General features: G+C 68.4%; 18 protein-coding genes and 3 tRNA genes. 13 read left to right on the forward strand and 8 right to left on the reverse strand.

Annotated features, from left to right (window positions below; genetic code table 11):
• Positions 1–189 precede the first annotated feature (189 nt).
• From EDD31_RS04365 to EDD31_RS04380, 4 genes are all read left to right on the forward strand, one after another.
• Positions 190–1,500 carry a cytochrome P450 gene (locus tag EDD31_RS04365; RefSeq protein WP_123303077.1) on the forward strand — a complete coding sequence of 437 codons (1,311 nt, stop codon included), beginning with the start codon at positions 190–192 and terminating at the stop codon, positions 1,498–1,500.
• A 139-nt stretch (positions 1,501–1,639) separates the two neighbouring features.
• A complete protein-coding gene (locus EDD31_RS04370) occupies positions 1,640–1,894 on the forward strand; it encodes a GlsB/YeaQ/YmgE family stress response membrane protein (RefSeq protein WP_123303078.1) in 255 nt (84 codons plus the stop codon).
• A 141-nt stretch (positions 1,895–2,035) separates the two neighbouring features.
• Entirely contained in the window at positions 2,036–4,054 is a 2,019-nt protein-coding gene (locus EDD31_RS04375) for a DUF2207 domain-containing protein (RefSeq protein ID WP_170163184.1), read from the forward strand.
• Between the two features lie 76 nt (positions 4,055–4,130).
• Positions 4,131–6,062 (forward strand): DUF2207 domain-containing protein, encoded by a 1,932-nt coding sequence (locus EDD31_RS04380; RefSeq protein ID WP_170163185.1) that lies wholly within the window; start codon positions 4,131–4,133, stop codon positions 6,060–6,062.
• On the opposite strand, the gene EDD31_RS04385 is transcribed toward EDD31_RS04380, so the two are convergent.
• The 4 genes from EDD31_RS04385 to EDD31_RS04400 form a co-directional block, all read right to left on the reverse strand.
• Positions 6,059–6,985, reverse strand: a complete 927-nt coding sequence (locus EDD31_RS04385) for an AEC family transporter (RefSeq protein WP_123303081.1) — start codon at positions 6,983–6,985, stop codon at positions 6,059–6,061. The genes EDD31_RS04380 and EDD31_RS04385 overlap by 4 nt on opposite strands.
• 10 nt (positions 6,986–6,995) lie before the next feature.
• Complete coding sequence (msrB, locus tag EDD31_RS04390; protein ID WP_123303082.1) at positions 6,996–7,415, reverse strand: peptide-methionine (R)-S-oxide reductase MsrB; 420 nt, start codon at positions 7,413–7,415, stop codon at positions 6,996–6,998.
• A gap of 74 nt (positions 7,416–7,489) precedes the next feature.
• Positions 7,490–8,995 carry a mechanosensitive ion channel family protein gene (locus EDD31_RS04395; RefSeq protein ID WP_123303083.1) on the reverse strand — a complete coding sequence of 502 codons (1,506 nt, stop codon included), beginning with the start codon at positions 8,993–8,995 and terminating at the stop codon, positions 7,490–7,492.
• 48 nt (positions 8,996–9,043) lie between these two features.
• Positions 9,044–9,418, reverse strand: coding sequence for a metallopeptidase family protein (locus EDD31_RS04400; protein ID WP_123303084.1), 375 nt, complete (start codon positions 9,416–9,418; stop codon positions 9,044–9,046).
• 178 nt (positions 9,419–9,596) lie between these two features.
• Between EDD31_RS04400 and EDD31_RS04405 the strand changes: the two genes are divergently transcribed.
• The 6 genes from EDD31_RS04405 (at position 9,597) to EDD31_RS04430 (ending at position 11,167) form a co-directional block, all read left to right on the forward strand.
• A tRNA-Glu gene (locus EDD31_RS04405) sits at positions 9,597–9,669 on the forward strand.
• Positions 9,670–9,721: 52 nt separating this feature from the next.
• A tRNA-Asp gene (locus EDD31_RS04410) sits at positions 9,722–9,795 on the forward strand.
• Between the two features lie 49 nt (positions 9,796–9,844).
• Positions 9,845–9,920 (forward strand) — tRNA-Phe (locus tag EDD31_RS04415).
• A gap of 186 nt (positions 9,921–10,106) precedes the next feature.
• On the forward strand, positions 10,107–10,520 hold the full coding sequence (locus EDD31_RS04420) for a phage holin family protein (protein ID WP_123303085.1): 414 nt from the start codon (positions 10,107–10,109) through the stop codon (positions 10,518–10,520).
• A complete protein-coding gene (locus EDD31_RS04425) occupies positions 10,517–10,795 on the forward strand; it encodes a DUF3618 domain-containing protein (protein WP_123303086.1) in 279 nt (92 codons plus the stop codon). Before EDD31_RS04420 ends, EDD31_RS04425 begins: the two co-directional genes overlap by 4 nt.
• 183 nt (positions 10,796–10,978) lie before the next feature.
• Positions 10,979–11,167, forward strand: a complete 189-nt coding sequence (locus tag EDD31_RS04430) for a DUF3073 domain-containing protein (protein WP_123303087.1) — start codon at positions 10,979–10,981, stop codon at positions 11,165–11,167.
• A gap of 82 nt (positions 11,168–11,249) precedes the next feature.
• Here the strand turns inward: EDD31_RS04430 and purM are convergent, their stop codons facing one another.
• From purM to EDD31_RS04445, 3 genes are all read right to left on the reverse strand, one after another.
• Positions 11,250–12,386: a phosphoribosylformylglycinamidine cyclo-ligase gene (gene purM, locus EDD31_RS04435; protein ID WP_123303088.1), complete on the reverse strand. Its 1,137-nt coding sequence runs from the start codon at positions 12,384–12,386 to the stop codon at positions 11,250–11,252.
• On the reverse strand, positions 12,383–13,903 hold the full coding sequence (gene purF, locus EDD31_RS04440) for an amidophosphoribosyltransferase (RefSeq protein WP_123303089.1): 1,521 nt from the start codon (positions 13,901–13,903) through the stop codon (positions 12,383–12,385). Before purF ends, purM begins: the two co-directional genes overlap by 4 nt.
• Positions 13,904–13,981: 78 nt before the next feature.
• Positions 13,982–14,359, reverse strand: a complete 378-nt coding sequence (locus EDD31_RS04445) for a hypothetical protein (RefSeq protein WP_123303090.1) — start codon at positions 14,357–14,359, stop codon at positions 13,982–13,984.
• Positions 14,360–14,549: 190 nt separating this feature from the next.
• Here EDD31_RS04445 and EDD31_RS04450 point away from each other — a divergent pair, with 190 nt between their 5' ends.
• On the forward strand, positions 14,550–16,163 hold the full coding sequence (locus EDD31_RS04450) for a glycosyltransferase family 2 protein (RefSeq protein ID WP_123303091.1): 1,614 nt from the start codon (positions 14,550–14,552) through the stop codon (positions 16,161–16,163).
• A 40-nt stretch (positions 16,164–16,203) separates the two neighbouring features.
• Here EDD31_RS04450 and EDD31_RS04455 read toward each other — a convergent pair whose 3' ends face one another.
• Complete coding sequence (locus EDD31_RS04455) at positions 16,204–16,995, reverse strand: response regulator transcription factor (RefSeq protein ID WP_123303092.1); 792 nt, start codon at positions 16,993–16,995, stop codon at positions 16,204–16,206.
• Positions 16,996–17,034: 39 nt separating this feature from the next.
• On the opposite strand from EDD31_RS04455, the gene EDD31_RS04460 reads away from it, so the two are divergent.
• Both EDD31_RS04460 and EDD31_RS04465 read left to right on the forward strand, forming a co-directional pair.
• Positions 17,035–18,705: a sensor histidine kinase gene (locus EDD31_RS04460; RefSeq protein ID WP_170163186.1), complete on the forward strand. Its 1,671-nt coding sequence runs from the start codon at positions 17,035–17,037 to the stop codon at positions 18,703–18,705.
• Positions 18,702–19,859 (forward strand): GGDEF domain-containing protein, encoded by a 1,158-nt coding sequence (locus EDD31_RS04465; protein ID WP_123303094.1) that lies wholly within the window; start codon positions 18,702–18,704, stop codon positions 19,857–19,859. The genes EDD31_RS04460 and EDD31_RS04465 overlap by 4 nt, the downstream gene beginning before the upstream one ends.
• Positions 19,860–19,862 lie beyond the last annotated feature (3 nt).

The raw sequence follows: 19,862 nt of genomic DNA on the forward strand, positions 1-19,862 counted from the left end.
CTTCACCACTTTGCCAAATCGTAACCTGTGGGACGCCTCGCCCCGGGCGTGTCCACGGGCCGGTCGGCCACCTCGCCCACGCGGCTGGTCGGCGGCCACTGTGCCGCCCCAGATGCGGCGTGCGTCACGGTCCCGTCTACTGGTGGAGAGCCACACCCGAACCCGAACGAGGGATGTGAGGACGCACCGATGACCGATATGCCGGCCATTGCCGCCACCGATGCCACACGCGCCATCGCCAAGATCCTGCTCCCCATGGCTGCCGGGGGCGCGATCGCCCGGCGCCCGACGATGATGCGCATGGTGGACCGGCTCAACCTCGACGCCGGCGCCATCGACGAGATGCGCCGCTTACGGAGCAAGTACGGGCCCGGGCCGGTGCAGATCACCCCGGGACGCCGCCTGGCACTCGTCCTCGACCCGGACGACGTCCACCACATCCTGAACAACACGCCCGAGCCGTTCCGGCCGGACACCAAGGAGAAGCGCGGCGCGCTCGAGCACTTCCAGCCCGAGGGAGTGCTGATCTCCACCCCCGAAGAGCGCCTCAAGCGGCGGCCGTTGAACGAAGCGGCACTGCAGACACGCCAGCCCGTGCACGACCATGCCGCCACCATGAGCGCGGCGATCGAGGCCGAGACCGAGGCGCTCCTGGGGCACGTGGACTTCGCCGGCGGGCTGAGCTGGCGGCCCTTCGCGATCGCCTGGTGGCGCATGGTCCGCCAGATCACCCTGGGCGCCTCTGCCCGGGACGACACCGCCACCACCGACGGGCTGCTTCGCCTGCGCCAGGACGCCAACACGAGCTATCTGAAGCCCACACGCAAGAAGCTGCGCGCCAGGGTGCTCGCCTCGATCCAGGACTACGTCGAGCGTGCCGAGCCAGGGAGCCTGGCGCAGATGGTGGCCACGGTTCCGGCGGAGCCGGGGGTGGAGAGGCACCAGCAGGTGCCGCAATGGCTCTTCGCCTTCGACGCCGCCGCCTGGGCGACCATGCGTGCTCTCGCCCTGGTCTCGAACAGCCCGGAGGTCGTGACGCAGCTACGCGAGGAACTGGCCGGGGCCGATCAGGGCCGGCCGGACCTGCCCTACTCGCGCGCGGTCATCCTGGAGTCGCTGCGGTTGTTCTCCACCACGCCCCTGGTGCTCCGCGAGACCACCACGGAGACCGAGTGGGCCTCGGGCACCCTGCCGCCGCAGTCATCCCTGGTGATCTTCGCGCCCTTCTTCCATCGCGATCCGGACCACCTCGCCGAGGCCGACTCCTTCGCCCCGGAGTTGTGGATGCGCGAGCGCACCGACGCCGATTGGCCCCTGGTGCCCTTCTCGGGCGGGCCGGGGATGTGCCCGGGACGCAACGTGGTGCTGATGGTCTCCTCCCTGGTGCTGAGCCGGCTGGTCTCCGGTCACGACTTCAGCGGCCGGGAGTTCCCCGCGCAGCGCATCCCGCCCTCGCTGGATCCCTTCTCGCTGAGGTTCCGCGCCACCCGGCGCGCCTAGCCGACTGACGGGCCACACGCATCTCGGCTGATCGGCACGCTCCGGGTGGTACCGGATGCGCGCGCACCCAGCCCATGCCACGCTGCGGAGCACTGAGCGCAAGCGCGCTTGAGATCTCACCATCGACGGAAGGACCACCGTGGGAACGTTCATCGGACTCGTCATCCTGGGCGCCATCTTCGGAGCGCTCGCACGCCTATTCATGAAGGGCTCTCAGCCCATCGGCATCATCTGGACGATCGTCCTCGGAGCACTGGGGGCGCTGGCCGGCGGGTGGATCGCTGAGCAGCTCTTCGACGGCTCCACCCTCGTGATGTGGATCGTCGGCATCCTGCTTGCCGTCCTGTTCATCTCGATCTACGTGGGTGCCTTCGGCCGCAAGTCCCGGGTCTGACAGACCACCGCGCATACAGGGAGGTCCCGCCCGAGGGCGGGGCCTCCCTGCGTGCGTGTACGCCACGATCTCCGGTGACCTGCCTCGGCTGGTCGAGCTTCACCTCCCTGCAGCGGTGAGCGGCGCGGTACCGTGCAGGGCGTGAAGACTTGGAGCACAGCTGCGCCCCTTCTGGCGGCCGTGGTCGGCCTCTCCGCGGGAGTGCTCCTGGCGGCACCGGCTGCTGCCGACGTCAACGACGATGTGGTGCGCTCCCTGGAGATCGAGGCCGAGCTCGACCCCACCGGATCGCTGCACATCACCGAGACCTACGCATGGGACTTCGGTGACCGGGATGGGCTGGGCTTCTACCGCAACATCCTGCAGCGGATGGACTGGGAGCCCGAGCCCTCGATGGTGCGCGTGCTCGACATCGAGGAGATCACCGTCTCCTCACCCTCACAGGCGCCGGCACAGTGGTGGGTCGAACGCGACGACGAGTACCTCGAACTGGTCATCGGTGCCCCCGACGGGTCAGAGGAGACGCGCAGCGGCGTGCAGACCTACGTGCTCAGCTACACGATCGACGGCGCCGTGAACGCCATCCGTGACCAGGACGTGTCCGATCAGGACGAGCTCTACTGGAACGCCACCGGTCACGAGACGCTCGTGACCATGGAGGAGGTCAGCGTCTCCGTCACCGGGCCCGAGGAAGTCACCTCCGCCGCGTGCTTCAGCGGCCCCATCGGCTCCGAGCAGGAATGCTCCACACACGATGAGGCCGGTGCCACCGTCACCTTCGCCGACGGTCCACTCGAGCCCGGCGCCGGGCTCACCGTCGCGCTCGCCTACCCGCCGGGCACCTTCACCGACCCAGGCCCGATCCTGCAGGACAGGGTGATCGCGAGCCTGGGCGGGGATCGCGAACTCACCGCCACGCAGCAGTCCGTGGCCCGCGTGACCGATCCGGTGGTCTCCGCGCTGGTGACCTTCTGGCCGCTGACGTTGATCGCCGTCCTCGCTGCCATGGCCGCCGGCGTGTGGAGCCGTCGCCACCTCCACCGGGACTACCAGTTCTCCGGCCTTACCCCGGGTGTCATCCCCCCGGCCGGTCAGCAGGACCAACACCCCTCCGAGCGCCTCAGCCGCGAGCTCCCGCCCACGGTGGCCTTCACGCCACCGGATGGTCTGAGCCCGGCGGAGGTCAGCTATCTCTGGCACAAGGGTGAACGCAGCGAGCAGCTCTCAGCCACGCTCACCGATCTCGCCACCCGGGGTCACCTGGTCATCTCCGAGGCGGAGGCGGACAGCCGAGGTCGCGCGAGCGACTGGACCTTGACCCGGGCCACGCCGCCAGGGCAGGACGCCGCGGCACTCAAGGCGCACGAGGAGCACCTGCTGCACGCCCTCTTCACCACGGTCACCACGGACGAGGAGCCCACCGGCGAGGGCCCGGCCCGCCGCGCGGAGGGCACGGTGGCCCTGTCCAGCCTGGACGAGGAGTTCGCGGAGGAGGCGCTGGCCTTCAACGAGCGGGTGAGCTCCCTCGTCACCGACCGGGGGCTCCTGTCCGGCGCCGCCCATGTCAGTGCGCGCGAGAGCGGTCTGGCCTCGGCCGCCAAGCTGTTCGCGCCGGCCATCGCCCTGCTGCTGTTGCTCGCCGCCGTCAACCTGGCTGCACCGGTGATCCCGCCCTCGGCGGTCGCCTTGGCTATCGCGACGGCGGCTCTCCTGGGGCTGTGGCTGGTGATCCACCTCCTCGTCACGGTCACGGCGAGTCCGCGAACGCCGGTGGGGCGTGCCCTGTACGAGCAGGCGCGCGGCTTCAAGCTCTACCTCGAGACCGCGGAAGCGGAGCAGATCCGCTTCGAGGAGGGCATCGACGTCTTCTCCCGCTACCTGCCCTACGCCATGGTCTTCGGTCTCGCCGAACGGTGGGCCGGCATCTTCGAGCGACTCCAGGCCGAAGGCCGGTACGAACCCGACACCTCCTGGTACGTCGCTCGCCAGACCGGCGGCACGTTACCCCTGGCGGTTCTGGCCACGAGCATGTCGAGCTTCTCCGACTCCGCCGGATCCACCTTGACCTCCACCCCGGGAGGCTCTGGAGGCTCGGCTTTCTCCAGTGGGGGTGGCTTCTCCGGAGGCGGCGTCGGCGGCGGGGGCGTGGGCGGCCGCTGACCGCACCGCCCACTCTGGGACGGTCGTGGGACGGGGAGTTTCTCCGGCTACGGTAATCCGCATGAGGGGGACATCCATGACTTTCGCTCGAGCCTCGGCCGCCGGCATCATCGCGCTGGGCACCACCGCCATTGCTGCATTCCCGGCTGCGGCCAATCCGTCGGACGACGTCCTGCGTAGCCTGAGCATCGAGGCGGTACTCGCGGCCGATGGTTCCATCCGGGTCACCGAGACCCTGGAGTGGGATTTCGGTTCCCGCGATGGCCTGGGCCTGTTCCGCAGTATCGAGCAGTGGATGGCCTGGGAGCACGACGACGACATGATGCGCGTGATGGAGGTCTCCGACTACGAGGTCTCCAGCCCCTCCGGCGCACCGGCCGAGGTCTGGGTGGAGGAAGACGGGCAGTTCCTGCAGCTCGCCATCGGCGCACCGGACGGATCGGATGACACTCGCAGCGGCATGCAGACCTACGTTCTGAGCTACACCATCGATGGCCTGGTCAATCCCATCCGCGACGAGCCGGACGTACCCGATCAGGACGAGCTCTACTGGAACGTGACCGGCCACGACTGGGAGGTCAGGATCGACCAGGTCGACGTGACCGTCACCGGGCCGGCGCCGGTCGAGGACCTGCTGTGCTGGGAGGGGCCGTTCGGATCGACGACGTCGTGCGAGTCATCCGGAGCGAACGCGAACACTGCTGAGTTCTCCGCCGCCGATCTCGCCCCCGGCGAGGGGCTGACCATCAGCGTCGCCTTCCCCGAGGGCTCCGTGCCCGGCGCGGAGATCATGCTCGAGCCCGACGAGACCTCGACACCCGGAGGGCCGGGGGTCTCAGGGCTGATCGCCCGGGTCACCGATCCGCTGGTGCGTTACTGGCCCGGGTTGGTGGTTCTGGCCGTCGGCGCCATCGTGGCCGACCTGGTGCGCCGGCGCCGCACCGGACGCGACCTCCATTTCGTGGGCCTGCCGCCCGGCAGCTTCCCCCCGGCGCAGGAGGCAGAGACGTTCCCGGTGGCTCCGCTCACGCGAGAGCCCACCGCGACGGTCGCCTTCACACCGCCACCGGGGCTCTCGCCCGCGGAACTGGGCTTCCTGGTGGACAGAAAGCCAGCCCCCCAGCACCTGTCGGCCACTGTGGTGGATCTGGCGGTGCGCGGATTCCTCCGGATCTCGGAGGCCGCGCACTCCCGCCGCGGCGAACCCCAGGACTGGTCGCTGCAGCTCGCCTCGAACGCCCGTGAGCGCTCCGGGGAACTACGCGAACACGAGCAACAGCTGCTACGGGCCCTCTTCGCCACAGGACCTGAGGTCCGGCTCAAGGCTCTGAAGAACTCGTTTGCCAGCCACGCACGGGCCTTCGGGAAGGCTTCTCGCCGCGGGGTGATGCGGCGCGGGCTCTTTGCGCGGGTGCGGCCCGAGCAGCCTGACGTCACGCCCAGGAGCGGGATCACCCTGCCCACCGTGGTCATGCTCGTTGCGGGCATCGTGGCCACGAGCGAGGGCTTCGGCGCACTTCCTCCCTCAGCAGTACGGCTCGCCGCCCTGGTCACCGGGGCCGCCCTCCTCTGGGCCTTCCTCCGCCAGTCGACCGTCACGTGGACCAAGCCGCGTTCCGCCGCCGGCCGGGCACTGTACGAGCAATCCCGCGGGTTCCAGCTCTACATCGCCACCGCCGAGGCCGAACAGATCCGCTTCGAGGAAGGCATCGACGTCTTCTCGCGGTACCTGCCCTACGCCATGATCTACGGCGAGGCCGAGCGATGGTCGGGGATCTTCGACCAGCTGCAAGCCGAGGGTCGCTACCGTGCGAACACTGCCTGGTACGTCGGCAGTCACCACACCGGCAATCAGCCAGGCCTGGGCCAGCTCGGCCGGAGCCTGTCCGGGTTCAACACGGCTGCGGGCAGGAGTCTCACCTCGACACCGGGCGGCTCGGGTGGCTCCGGCTTCAGCGGCGGATCCTCCGGGGGCGGCGCCGGAGGTGGGGGTGGCGGAGGCCGCTAGGTGCCGATGACCGCGACGAGCGTCATCACCACGGGAACCGAGACGAGAGTGCTCACCAAGATGGTGTCGCGCACCATGGGCACGGCCCTCCCGTAACGCATCGCGTACACGAAGACGTTCTGCGCCGTGGGCAGCGAAGCCACGACCACGGGGCCGAGGAGTTCCGCACCGGCGAGGTCGAAGATCTGGGTGCCGATGGTCCAGGCGATGAGCGGTGCCCCCACTCCGCGCGCTGCGACGGCGGCCCACATGGGCGCCCGCACCTCGCCCTGACCCGGGAGCGGCGCTCCGCGCAGCGAGAAGCCGAAGGCGATCAGCATGATCGGCACCGCCATGTCAGCGAGCAGGTGAACCGGTGACATCACCGGAGCCGGTAGCCGGACGCCCGCAGCGGTGACCAGGAGACCGAGCGCCACCGCGATCACCAACGGATTCCGGAGCGGGGTGAGCAGGATCTTGCCGATCGACATCACCGAGCGTCCGGTCTGCCGGTCCAGGACCGCAAAGCCCACCGGGACCATGACCAGCAGCTGGAGCAGCACGATCGGGGCGATGTCGGCCGCATGCCCGACCGCGACCACCAGCAGCGGGATGCCCAGGTTTCCCGCGTTCACATAGCTGGCTGAGAGGGCGCCGAGCGTGAGTTCTGCCCCGCGCAGCGAACTGAACAGCCGCGCCCCCACGCAGTACAGCACCAGCAGGAGGAGCGCCGTGGAGACCGAGACAACGGCTCGTTCGGAGAAGATCTCGGCCACATCGGCCGAGGCCATCGTGCGGAAGAGCAGCGCGGGCGTGGCAGCGTAGAAGGTCAGCCGCGCCAGCGTGACGTCCGCACCGGAGGGCAGTGCCTCCCAGCGCGCCAGGGCATAGCCGATGGCGACCACGACCCCGAGGCCGACGAAGCCAGCGAGGACCTCGGTCATTCGCGCAGGTTCAGTCTTGAGCTGGCTCGAAGCTCAGGGCCACCGAGTTCATGCAGTAGCGGTCGCCGGTGGGTGTCTGCGGCGCATCGGGGAAGATGTGGCCCAGGTGGGAGTCGCACCGCGCGCAGCGCACTTCGGTGCGGAGCATGCCGTGTGAGCGATCCTCGATCAGGGTGACCGCCTCAGAATCCTGGGGGGCGAAGAACGACGGCCAGCCGCAGTGCGAATCGAACTTGGTCGCTGAGCGGAAGAGCTCAGCAGAGCACGCCCGGCAGCGATAAACGCCCTCTCGGTTCTCCTCGAGCAGTTCCCCGGTGAAGGGGCGCTCGGTTCCTGCCTGACGCAGTACCTGGAACTCCATGGGGTTCAGGAGCTGTGCCCATTCCTGCTCGGTCTTGACGACCTTGGTCGATGACTGCGAAGTCCTCATGCCGCCATAGTGCTCCTGATGGGGCCATCCGCGCCACTCGCCCGCCTCGGCCGGGCTCCCGAGTGGGCGAAAGCTCAGGCGGTGGGCTTCCCGGTGCCCTCGCCGCGCTCCTCGGCAGTGCGCGGCTCGACGGCGGGGATGGTCTGAGTCTCGCCGTCGTTGGGCTGGTCTGTGAGCCCGATGCGGGTGCTGCTCGCCTGGGGCCTGTCATAGGCGTCCTCGAAGACCGACTCCGTGGCGCGCCGTTCGGCTTCTTCCTCGCGTTCGGCCTGCGCCTCGTCATCCGGGCCGGTGAAGTTCTCCGCGCGACGTTCGTTCTCGGCGCTGCCGGTGTACAGCGCCGAGGGCTCAGCGAACATCTCTTCCGGCCCGAGGACGCGTGTCTCCTCCTGGGCGGTCGGGCGCGGGGGTCGCTTGACGGCCCCTCTTCCTCCCATGGGGCGCACCGGCCGTGAGTCGAATGCCTGCTCGTCGGTGACACCACGCAGACTCTCCACGTCGGCGAACTCTCCTTCGATGCGGGTGCGCGGCAGTGAATGCGGCGCCTCGCGCTTGACCCACTTCACCAGTTCCTCGCGGAGGAAGTACCGCAGATCGACCAGCGTGGGGGCGTCCTTGGCTGAGACCAGCGCGCGCACGCGCACCATGCCGCCGGTGGCCTCGAGGACCTGGAACAGGCCTACCCGCTCATCCCACAGGTCGCCCGCCTTGCTCTCCAGCAGCCGGTCCATCTCGGCGCGCATCGCGTCGATCGGCACACGCCAGTCGAGGTCGAACTCGACCGAGTCGAGCATCTCGGAGCTCCGCCGCGTCCAGTTCTCGAAGGGCGTGGTGGTGAAGTAGGTGGACGGCATGACGATGCGCCGGCCATCCCAGACATGGACCACCACATAGGTCAGGGTGAGTTCCTCCACCAATCCGAACTCGCCCTCGACGAAGACCGCGTCGCCCACGCGTAGGGAGTCCGTCATCGCGATCTGCAGGCCGGCAAAGACCGAGCCCAGTGTGGACTGTGCCGCCAGCCCGGCCACCACCGAGGCGATGCCCGCTGACGCCAGCAGCGAGGCGCCGGCGGTGCGCGCCTCGGGGAAGGTGAACAGTGCCGAGGCGAAACCGATGATCACGATGACCGCTACAACCAGCCGGCGCAGAATCTGCGCCTGCGTCACAACGCGGCGCCCGTGACGCGACTCGAGGTCCTGGCCAGGCCGGTTCAGCACGATGTCCTCGCCGGCCCGCACCAGCGAGGTGGCGATCCAGACGGCCACCAGAATCATGAGGATGACCACGCCGTGCTGTGCGATCCCGCGCCAGCCGGGCTGGTCCTCATCCAGGGTCTGCGGCGTTCCAGCCACGAAGCCGATCCAGCCGCAGACCAGTGCACCCATCACCAGCAGCGATGTGCGCAACCGTCGTTCGATGAACTCGATAGGCCGCCGACGTCGCCCGACGACGCGGGCCACCGCCAGGATGACGGTCACCCCCACGATGCCGATGGCCAGGCCGAGGCCCGTCCACAAGAGAATGGAGGCGAGTTCGAAGGTCGCCTCCACCGTCTGCTCTACACCACCATCTTCCATGGAAGTCGACCTTACGGGCGAAGCGGCGGCGACGCGATGCTTCGTCGGTCAGGCCCAGCCAAGGTCGTGGAGCCGTTGATCGTCGATGCCGAAGTGGTGCGCGATCTCGTGCACCACGGTGACCGCGACCTCCTCCACGACCTCCTGCGGCGTCTGACACATGCGCAGGGTCGGGCCACGGAAGATCGTGATCCGATCGGGCAGCGATCCCGCCTCCCACCAGGAGTCCCGCTCGGTCAGCGGGGTGCCCTCGTAGATGCCGAGCAGGCCATGGGCCGGGTCCGCGCCATCGAGCTGCTCCGCCGTGGGCTCGTCCTCGACGAGGACCACCACGTTGTCCATCCGGGCGGTGAGCTCCTCGGGGACCAGATCGAGCCCTTCGGAGACGGCGTCCTCGAACTCCTCGCGCGTCATCTCCACCATGCCTCCATGGTGCCTCACCCGAGCGATTCCACCGAGGCCCACTAGCAGCAGCCGAGGGCGTGACCGCGCGAGGCTGGCGTGACAAGGCGCACAGGATCCGGCTTTGCCCAGCGGCGCGCTGAGGCCGTATGCTGACTGAGGTTCTGGGGCGCTCCGGCGTCGCGGGCGTCCTTCACCGGCCCCCATCGTCTAGCGGCCTAGGACCCCGGCCTTTCACGCCGGTAGCACGGGTTCGAATCCCGTTGGGGGTACTGCTCCGGCAGACTCACACGGTTCGTCGTGAGAGAATGTGGAGCACAGCAAGGCCCTGTAGCGCAGTTGGTCAGCGCGCCGCCCTGTCACGGCGGAGGTCGCGGGTTCAAGTCCCGTCAGGGTCGCGGTATGCAGTCGCCCGGTCATTCGGATATGACCGGGCGTCTGTGTCACGGCTCTGTAGCTCAGTTGGTAGAGCGTTCGACTGAAAATCGAAAGGTCGCCGGTTCGACCCCGGCCGGAGCCACCATCACGCCCCAGGTTCTTCGGACCTGGGGCGTTCGACATTCTCCCGACGGAGACGCAGGGTCAGGTCCGCGACCCGGCTCCAGCGGCAGCGCATCACGACTCGGGTTAGCGTTCTGCGCGAGAAGTGGCAGGCTAGAGACCTCACGGGCGCTTGACCGTGCCTGGACCGACGCAAGGAGGAAACGCCGTGACCACCTCGCCCCAGGGCTCCCCGCCCCCGCAACGCGAGCGCACCTTCGGTGAACTTCTTTCCGACCTCTCCGCCCAGGTGACCAACCTGATCAAGGCCGAGATCGCACTGGCGATCGCCCAGGCCAAGGCCAAGGGCCAGCGCATGGGAATGGGCATCGGACTCTTCGCCGGAGCCGGCGTCCTCGCGCTGTACCTGCTCGGCGTCCTGCTCGCCGCAGCCATCCTCGTCCTGGCGATCTGGCTACCCGCGTGGGCCTCTGCGCTCATCGTGGCGGGCGTCCTGCTGCTCATCATCGGGGTACTCGCCCTGATCGGGCGAGCCCAGCTGAAGGCCTCCAAGCAGTACGAGATCACGCTCCAAGAGGACCTGAAGGACGACGTCGAGGCCGTGAAGAAGGGACTGCAGTGAGCGCGAAGACAAAGAACTCCCAGCCCTCCATCGATGAACTCAAGGCGCGGATCCTTCGCGCCCGGCTCGAGATGACGGCGACCGTGGACGAGGCCAGTGATCGCGTCAACCCCAAGGTGCAGGTGGCCAAGGCGAAGGCTTCCGCGCAACTCAAAGCCAAACACTTCACCGACGACCTCAAGGCTGGCAAGCCCGGCCCCATCGCCGTCGTCGCCGGTGGCCTCGCTCTCATCGGCGGGGGGATCGCCCTGGCCGTCCTGTCCGCCCGCCGCTGAAATCAACCGTTCGGACGTGCTGTTTCTGAGAAGCTGGTTCAGGGGCTGAGACGTCTGTCATGGGGCGTCGGATAGCTCCGGTAGCCGCAGACGTTGTACGGTGGAACCACGACACACATTGACCACATACGGGGCCGCGCCGCAAGGTGCCCGCCCCGGTTCTAGTTGGAGGGGGTCGACGCCATGGGGCGCGGCCGTCAGAAGGCCAAGCAGACTAAGGTCGCTCGGAAGCTTAAGTACTCCACGCCGGAGACAGATCTCCAGGCGCTGGAGCGCGAGTTGGCGTCCGGAGGCGGGCCTCGCCCGCTCGAGGACTATGAGCCTGCTGCGGTAGAGATCCCTCCGGCCACCGACGACGACGACTGGCGCTGAACCCAGTTCCTCGCGTGGTCGCAGCGTGGTCGCAGGCCCGCCTGGGCATGGTCGCGGATCCGGTGAGTCCCAGGCCCGGCGATCAGATCCGGTAGCGCCCGGTGAGTTCGACCGCGCCGGCGTGCACACCTTTGGTGCCGCGCACCAGATCACGGTCGGCGTCTGCGGCGAGTTCACCGGTGTCGGCGCGCACCGCGCCCAGCACCCATGAGTCCATGCCGCACGCGCGAACCGTGGCCATGGCTGCGTCGGCCTGATCGGCCGGCACCAGGGCCACCATGCCGACGCCAAGATTCAGGGTGTTCTCCACGTCGTGCCAGGGCACGGCCCCGAGCCGGCGCACCAGGTCGAACACCGGTGGCACTGTCCACGAACCACGGTCGACCGTGGCCACCAAGCCGGCGGGCAGCACGCGCGCGAGGTTCGCGGCCAGGCCGCCGCCCGTGACGTGGGTGAAGGCGTGAACATCCAGCTCGGCAATCAGGTCCAAGCACACCGTGGTGTAGAGGCGGGTGGGCTCGAGCAGTTCCTCTCCCACGGTGCGTCCCAGTTCCGCCACGTGCGCGTCGAGGCCGAGACCGGCGACCTCCAGCACCCGCCGCACCAGGGAATAGCCATTGGAGTGGAGCCCGGAGGAGGCCATGGCGATGGCGACATCGCCCTCGCGCACCCGATCGGCCCCGAGGACGGCGTCGGCCTCGACCACACCGGTGGCAGCGCCGGCGACGTCGTACTCACCGGCCTCGAGAAGGCCGGGATGCTCCGCCGTCTCCCCGCCGAGCAGCGGAACCCCGATGGCGGCGCAGGCCTCAGCGATGCCGCGCACGATGTCGGCAATGCGCTCGGGCACCACCTTGCCGGTGGCGATGTAGTCGGTCATCAGCAGCGGCTTCGCTCCGACGACGACAATGTCGTCCACCACCATGCCGACCAGGTCCTGGCCGATGGTGTGGTGGATGTCGAGGGCTTGGGCGATGGCGACCTTGGTGCCGACGCCATCGGTGGATGTGGCCAGCAGGGGCCGTCGGTAGTCCTTCAACGCCGAGACATCGACCATGCCGGCGAATCCGCCGACACCTCCGACGACGAGTGTGCCGTGCGTGGCCCGCACGGCCTCCTTCATCAGCTCAACGGCCTTGTCACCGGCCTCGGTGTCCACCCCGGCCGAGGAGTAGGTCACGGGGCTGCTCGAGGCCTGCGGCGGCGTGGTATCACTCATCGGCGGGCTTCCGATCCGGTCGCGGTCAGGGCTGGCGGCGGGATCTGGGCCGGCGCGGGGTGCGCACTGGTCGGGTCGGCTTGCACACGCTCCCTGGGGATCGGGTAGTTCCCGGTGAAGCACGCGGTGCACAGGCGGTCCTCGGGCACCGTGGTGGCGGCGACCATGCCCTCCACCGAGATATAGCTCAGCGAGTCCGCTCCCAGGTTGTCCCGGATCTCCTCGACGCTCATGCCGTTCGCCAGGAGCTCGGCGCGCGTGGCGAAGTCGATGCCGTAGAAGCAGGGCCACTGCACCGGCGGCGAGGAGATCCGCACGTGCACCTCGGCCGCGCCGGCCTCGCGCAGCATGCGCACCAGCGCGCGCTGGGTGTTGCCCCGCACGATGGAGTCGTCGATGACCACCAGTCGCTGACCGGCGATGACCTCGCGCAGCGGATTGAGCTTGAGCCGGATACCGAGCTGGCGGATGGTGTCGGTGGGCTGGATGAAGGTCCGCCCCACGTAGGAGTTCTTCACCAAACCCTGAGCGAAGGGGATACCGGATTCCTGGGCGTACCCGATCGCCGCGGGCGTGCCGGATTCTGGGGTGGGGATCACCAGATCAGCCTCGGCGGGGGCCTCGCGTGCCAGCACCCGGCCCATCTCGGTCCGTGCGGCATTGACCGGAACATCCGCGATCTTGGTGTCAGGCCGGGCCAGGTAGACGTACTCGAAGACGCAGCCGCGCGGCGTCGCCTCGGCGAAGCGATGGGAGCGCATGCCTGCGGCATCGATGACGATCATCTCGCCGGGCTCGACCTCACGGACGTAGGTGGCGCCGACGATGTCGAGAGCGGCAGTCTCCGAAGCCACCACCCAGCCTTTCTCGAGGCGGCCCAGGACGAGCGGCCGGATCCCATGCCGGTCCCGAGCGGCATAGAGCGAGCCCTCGTCCATGAACACCAGGGAGAAGGCCCCCTCCAGGTGGGGGAAGAGCCGCATGGCGAGGTCTTCCAGGGGCTCGTCCTCACCACCGATCGCTCCCAGCAGCGCGGTGACCACGGCGGTGTCGGAGGAGGAACCGCGCCCCATCTCTCCAGTGAGATCCTGGCCGGAGATCTCCCGGACCCAGGCCACAAGATCGGCCGTGTTGGTCAGGTTCCCGTTGTGGGCCAGCGCCACGGTGCCCGCGGCCGTGGGCCCCAGGGTGGGTTGCGCGTTGATCCACTCGGAGGATCCGGTGGTGGAGTATCGCGTGTGACCGACCGCGATGTGCCCGCGCAGCGACTCCAGGGCGCGATCATCGAAGACCTGGGACACCAGACCCATGTCCTTGTAGATCAGGATCTGCTCGCCGTTGGAGGTGGCGATGCCCGCCGACTCCTGGCCACGATGCTGCAGGGCGTAGATCCCGAAGTAGGTCAGCCGGGAGACGTCCTCTCCGGGTGCCCAGACGCCGAAGACCCCACATTCGTCCTGGGGTCCTCGCTCCTCGGGAAAGGTCTCATGAGTCAGGCGTCCGTCTCCGCGTGCCACTGCCTCATCTTCCCACAGTCGAAGGGCCAGAGATCTCCCTGGCGATGTGACGCTCTCGGAGCGCCTCGCGCGGTGTGCTCATTCTCCCGGGGGCCGCACCTCGCGCATGCGCCGCCTGAGCCGGCGCAGGGAGAGCCGGTCGAGAGCGACGGCCACAATGGCGCCGAGCACGCCGCCGACGACGCCGAGGGTGGCGAGCAAGATCAGGAACAGGGTGCCGCGGGCAAGGTGGACGCCCTGGTCGATGGCCACCTGTGACGGTGGGAAACCCGAGAGGATGAAGGCGGCCACGGCAGCGAGTACGACGCCGAGGAAGATGAACGTGCTGTAGCGCGGCGCGCGGCGTACGGTCCGTCGATCGACGGCCTCGTGGAGCGGCACCTCCGAGGGTGCGGACCCGGTGCTGCTCACGCCTGCGGCCTGCTCGGCAGCGCTGGTCTCTTCGGGGGTACTCACACCTGCGACGGTACCGGACCCGCGCAGAGACAGCGGAAATGGCCACCCCCGCAACCGCTACTCAAGTCGTAGCCATGGCAATACTTGAGTCTTGCGTAAACACTACTCAGGTCTTAAGCCGCTCCTGAGCAAGCCTTGAGCATCGAGCTCCACAGTTCTCTTGGCACCGTCCTCGAGAAGGAGAACCCTCATGCCTGGCATCACCCTCAACCTGACCTGGCCCGGTCGGCACGCCGGCCAGACCACCACCGCCGAGGCCGCAGCGGTCGCCGCCACGGTTCCCGTCGCTCCCGCAGTGGCAGCACTCGGCCAGCCTGCCCAGGCGCCGCGCGCCGGCTACGGCGGCACGACGTCCCCCACGCACCCACCGCTCAGCAGCAGCCCGGACTCGGCCGTGCTCGCGAGCGAGTCACGCGCCCTGACCACGTCGCCCCTCCACGCCACGGCCTACCCCCTGGCCACCCGCGATCTCGTGGTGCCCGAGCTCGGGACCGTGGGCTGCATCATCCCGGCCTACAACGAGGGCGCCACCATAGCGGGCACCCTGGACTCCTTGCTGGAGCAGTCCCGGCCGCCCGAGTCCATCTACGTGATCGTGAACAACTCCACCGATGACACCTTCTGGCAGGCCAAGCGCTACGAGGGCTCTCACGTCACGCTGCACCAGGACACCGAGCACGTGGTGGAGGTCCACGTGGTGGATATCGGCAAGAACTCCGCCAAGAAGGTGGGGGCGTTGAACAAGGGCTGGGAACTGGCACGCGAGCACGACTTCATCTTCGGCGTTGACGGTGACGTGCGGCTCGACCAGCGGTGCCTGGAGTACCTGCGCGCGGAAATGATGGACGACAGCCGGATCGGCGGCATCTCGGCCATCTACTCGATCGATGCCCACCAGGCCTCCGGGCCGATGGCATGGTTCCTGCTCTCCGCCCAGCGCAACCAGTTCGCCGGTTTCAACATGGACAACCTGCTGCGCAACCGCAACATGGCCGTGCTCGGCGGGCAGGCCTCGCTGTTCCGTGGACGCGCCCTGGATGCCTTGATGAGCCGCTATCACCAGTCCCACCCCTGGACCACGGACTCCGAGGTCGAGGACTCACTCCTCTCCCTCCAGGTCCGCGACGTGGGCTTCTCCACCAAGATCTCCGCCCTGGCACGCGCCTACGTGGGCGGCATGGCCACCGGCGCCTCGCTCTACGCCCAGCAGGTGAAGTGGACGGCCGGCGGCATCGAGCTCATGCGGCAGCGCCCCTTCCATCCGAATCTGCGACTGCGGTGGCGCGAGAACATCGCGATGCTCTTCAACATCATCGTCCGCATCATGTTCGCGCTCCTGCTGGCGGGCTCGCTGGCCATGGCGGCCTTCGCCCCGCACCCGATCTGGCTGGTGCCACCCATCACGGCGCTCGCGCTCAACCTCCGCATCACCGCGGCCATGAAGGACCGCACCTGGCGGGACTGGCTCTTTGCCGGCCTCTTCTTCCCCACCGAGGCGTACATGTGGATGCGCGGGCTCTACTTCGTCGTCTCGTGGTGGCAGGTCATGAACAAGGTCGAGAAGGACAACTGGTCCGCGCAGGCGAAGGCCGAGTCGGGCGGCGGCAGCGCCGGATGGATCTGGGTGGTGCTGGGAATCGGCGCCATCGGCGGGCTGGCCTGGTTCACCTGGACGAACCTCTCCGACGCAGTGCGCTCAGACCTACTCACGTGGGGCTGGCTGTCACTGGCGATCCTGTCCATCCTGCTCACTCTCGGGATGCTGAAGAAGCTCGTGCGCAAGCACCGCGGATTCCATGCATGAGCGACCGGCCGAAGACGCCGGCCGGCCCGATGCCGCTGGCTCAGCTCAACCGGGCAAGCCGGTAACCGACGCCGCGGACCGTCTCGACATAGCGAGGCACGGCGGGATCATCCCTGAGCTTTCGCCGCACGTTGGCGATGTGGACCTCCACGGAACGCCGCTCGGCGGGCCCGATGGCGAGATGATCGCCACCCAGAGCACGCCGCGCGAGGGCCTCCTTGGTGAGAACCCGCCGGGGGGCTTCGAGGATCGCCACGAGCAGCTCGAACTCCGTGCGCGTGAGATCGACGACGACCCCGCCCACTTCGGCGGTGCGGCAAGCGACGTCCACCACCAGGTCACCGTGCACGAGGGTCCGGTGACCGGCGACGTCACCGGACACGGCGACGTCGCCACCGAGGGCGGCCGGGGGCGTGCGAAGCTCGGTCCCACTACTGGCGGCACCGGGAGCGGCGATGCGATCACGCGGACGGCGCAACATCGCCTCGATACGGGCCCGCAGCTCCCGCGGCCGGAAGGGCTTGGTGACGTAGTCATCCGCGCCAGCTTCCAAGCCGAGCAGCGTGTCAATTTCTTCGGCCCGGCCGGTGAGCATCACCAAGTAGGTCCCCGAGAAGGCACGGAGCTGGCGGGCCACCTCGAACCCGTCAATATCTGGCAAAGCGATATCCAAGGTGGTCACGGTAGGGTCGATGGTTCGGACGAGGGCGATCCCCTCGCGACCGCTGCCCGCCGAATGCACCACAAATCCTGCTTGGGAAAGGGTCGTTTCGAGCAGCCGTCGAATATCCGCCTCGTCCTCGATCACGACGGCACTTCGTTGCTCGGCCATAACGCCGATTTTACGCACTACTGGCACTACAGTGCCGACATGCCTTTCCGCCGCTCGGCAGCCCTGCGCCGCAGGGCACGGCGGTCCCGATTCTCCGGGTCTGCCCAGGGGATGCCGCAAGGTCCCGTCACGATCTTCGGGCATCACCTTCCTTTTGGTGCGGTGATTTTCGCGGTCCTGCTTGGCACCTTGTTTGCCGATCTGTCGATGCTCGGCAACCGCTACTTCTTCGCCGCCATGGTGTTGGCAGTGATGACCACCGGGCTCTCCGCGATCCTGCCGTGGGGCCGGCTCCCATCGTGGTGCCCGGCCCTGCTCGCGCTCAGCGACATGGCGGTCGTCGCACTGCTGGAGATCGCCGGGAACTCCTTTGCCGTGCTGCTCGTGTTGCCTGCTCTGTGGCTCTCGATGACCTACGGCGCAGCGGGCGCGATCCTCGCGACCGGAGTGGGAGCACTGGCCGCCTGGGGGCCGGAGCTCATCAACTGGACCGCGCCGGCAACACCGGCATCCTTCGAGGTCAGGCACCTGCTCATCCCGCTGGTGCTCGCCGCCACCAGTCTCTACACCTGGTACTTGGAACGCCGCTCCCACGCCCGCAGCGCACTCCTGGCACGGCAGAGCTCTCTGGTGCAGGAAGCTCTGGAGGCCATCGATGACCGAGAAACCTTGCTCCGCGGCATTCTGAACACCATCGACGTCGGCGTGATCGCCCTGAACGCCGAGGGCCGCGTAACCCACATGAACCGCAGGATGAACGAGATCCTGGGCGGGTCCGTGCGCCAGGGTGACTACGCCGAAAAGCTCGAGGATCCTGGCTCGGGCCACGCACGTCGCAGCCACCACCTCGCGCCGTCATGCCCGGTCGTGCGGGTCAGCAGAGGTGAGGAGATCCACCGGGAGCTCGCCGAGGTGGAGGGAGCAGGCCCGACTCCGCGCATCATGCGTGTCTCCGGAACGCAGATCTACGACGAGGGCGGTGAACGGAGCGGCGCCGTCGTGGCCTACCAGGACGTCACCACGGAGAACAACGCGTTGGCCCAGCGGGAGGAGTTCGTCTCGGCGGTCTCCCACGAACTCCGGACTCCCCTGACCTCGATCCTGGGCTACCTCGAGCTCGCCAGTACTGACCCGTCAGTACCGAACCTCCCGCGCTCCTACCTGGCCGTGGCCTCCCGGAACGCCGACCGGCTCGAACGACTGATCAATGACCTCCTCACCGCGGGCTCGGGCGAGCTCGAGGTGACCAGGACGGCTATCGACCTGCGGGAGGTGACCACCGAAGCGGTGGCCACCCATCAGCTGCGCGCCAAGGAACGGGGCATCACCGTGGATTTCGACGCGCCTGAACCCTGCATCGTGCGCGGCGACCGCATCCGGCTGGCCCAGGTGTGCGACAACCTGCTGTCCAATGCGGTGAAGTACTCCCGAGACGGCGGACGGGTCGAGGTCACCCTCGAATCCACGCACGGGCACGCTGTGCTCACGGTGGCCGACGACGGCATCGGCATCGCCGCCGAGGAGCAGGGCCAGATCTTCGATCGCTTCTATCGCACCTCCGCTGCACGCCAGAGCTCAGTGCCCGGCACCGGCCTGGGGCTGCACATCAGCCGACGGCTCGTTCAGGCGCAGCACGGCACGTTGACATTCCGCAGCTCGGAGGACTCCGGTTCCACCTTCATCGTCACACTTCCCCAGGAGGTCTCGTGATCGCACTCGATCCACTCACCGTGCTGCTGTTCAGTGCGCTGGTGGTGGTTGTCACGTCGGCGCTCTTCCTGGCGGACGCCTGGGGTCCGGACCTCTCGCTCGCCGAGCGCTTGTGGTGCACCGCCTTCGCCAGTTCGCTGCTGGCGTGCGTGCTGCTGGCTCCCGTGGAGTTGCTGCCAGAAGCCCGCACCCCGCTGGTATTACTGGCCAACTGCCTCCTTGTCCTTGCTCCGAGCGCGGCATGGAATGGCCTGCGAGCGCATGCGGGTCGTCGGGCCATGCTGCCGGTGACCGCGGGATTGGTGTCACTCACCGCGTTCGCCGCCGTGGTCGAACCGCACGACTACCCGTGGGAGGGGATGATCGGATACCTCAGCGCAATGATCCTGGCGCTGAGTCTGCTGGTCTGGGAAGCGGTGCGCGATGACCGCGGCCACCTGCGCACGGTCATTGCCTTCGCGGTGATCATGGGCTTCCTGGCGGCCTACTACGTGATGCGCCTCGTCGTGTTCGTCTTTCTCGGCCCGGACTCCGACTTCTTCGCCACCTACGCCTCCACCCAGGTCACGGGGATCCTCGCCTCACTGGGTGTGCTGGTCACCGCTCTGGCGCTGATCGTGCTCCGTCATGACCACCAGCACGCTGCGCGGGCGGGAAGCAGGAACTTCGACCCGATGACCGGCGCGCGGACCACCGCCTCGTTCACCTCCCGCGCCAGCGAACTACTGAGGGACCTCGCAGCCGACGGTACCCCCTTGTCACTCGTGGTCTTCGAGCCGGAGAGCGATCGGGAGATCGCTGCGGCCTTCGGCCGCGAGGATGCCGACCGGGCGCTGGTGGCCATCGGGGAGACCGTGATCAGCTTGCTCCCCACCGGGGCGATCGTGGGCCGCGATGGCGCAGCGGGCCGCAGCTTCGAGGTCCTGTTGCCGGGGAGCGTCGAGGACGAGGCGGCCCAGTGGGCTGAGACGGTCCGTGTGGCCATCCTCTCCGGGGTCTTCGAGACCGATTCGACCCCCCTGCGCCTCCCCGTGGCCCTCGGGATCTCGAGCACACAGCGTCAGGGATATGGACTCGCAACGCTTCAGGCTGCGGCACACGAGGCCGCGGCCGTAGCCATCGCCGCGCGCGAGACCCGGGCAGGGAGCATCTGAGCT

This window comes from Bogoriella caseilytica (assembly GCF_003752405.1).
Lineage (GTDB): Bacteria > Actinomycetota > Actinomycetes > Actinomycetales > Actinomycetaceae > Allobogoriella > Allobogoriella caseilytica.

Coding starts and splice junctions, on each gene's coding strand:
- EDD31_RS04430 (WP_123303087.1), top strand. CDS start 10,979: ATGGGGCGCGGCCGTCAGAAGGCCAAGCAGACTAAGGTCGCTCGGAAG.
- EDD31_RS04380 (WP_170163185.1), top strand. CDS start 4,131: ATGACTTTCGCTCGAGCCTCGGCCGCCGGCATCATCGCGCTGGGCACC.
- msrB (WP_123303082.1), bottom strand. CDS start 7,415: ATGAGGACTTCGCAGTCATCGACCAAGGTCGTCAAGACCGAGCAGGAA.
- EDD31_RS04400 (WP_123303084.1), bottom strand. CDS start 9,418: ATGGTGGAGATGACGCGCGAGGAGTTCGAGGACGCCGTCTCCGAAGGG.
- EDD31_RS04395 (WP_123303083.1), bottom strand. CDS start 8,995: ATGGAAGATGGTGGTGTAGAGCAGACGGTGGAGGCGACCTTCGAACTC.
- EDD31_RS04385 (WP_123303081.1), bottom strand. CDS start 6,985: ATGACCGAGGTCCTCGCTGGCTTCGTCGGCCTCGGGGTCGTGGTCGCC.
- EDD31_RS04450 (WP_123303091.1), top strand. CDS start 14,550: ATGCCTGGCATCACCCTCAACCTGACCTGGCCCGGTCGGCACGCCGGC.
- EDD31_RS04460 (WP_170163186.1), top strand. CDS start 17,035: ATGCCTTTCCGCCGCTCGGCAGCCCTGCGCCGCAGGGCACGGCGGTCC.
- EDD31_RS04365 (WP_123303077.1), top strand. CDS start 190: ATGACCGATATGCCGGCCATTGCCGCCACCGATGCCACACGCGCCATC.
- EDD31_RS04455 (WP_123303092.1), bottom strand. CDS start 16,995: ATGGCCGAGCAACGAAGTGCCGTCGTGATCGAGGACGAGGCGGATATT.
- purM (WP_123303088.1), bottom strand. CDS start 12,386: ATGAGTGATACCACGCCGCCGCAGGCCTCGAGCAGCCCCGTGACCTAC.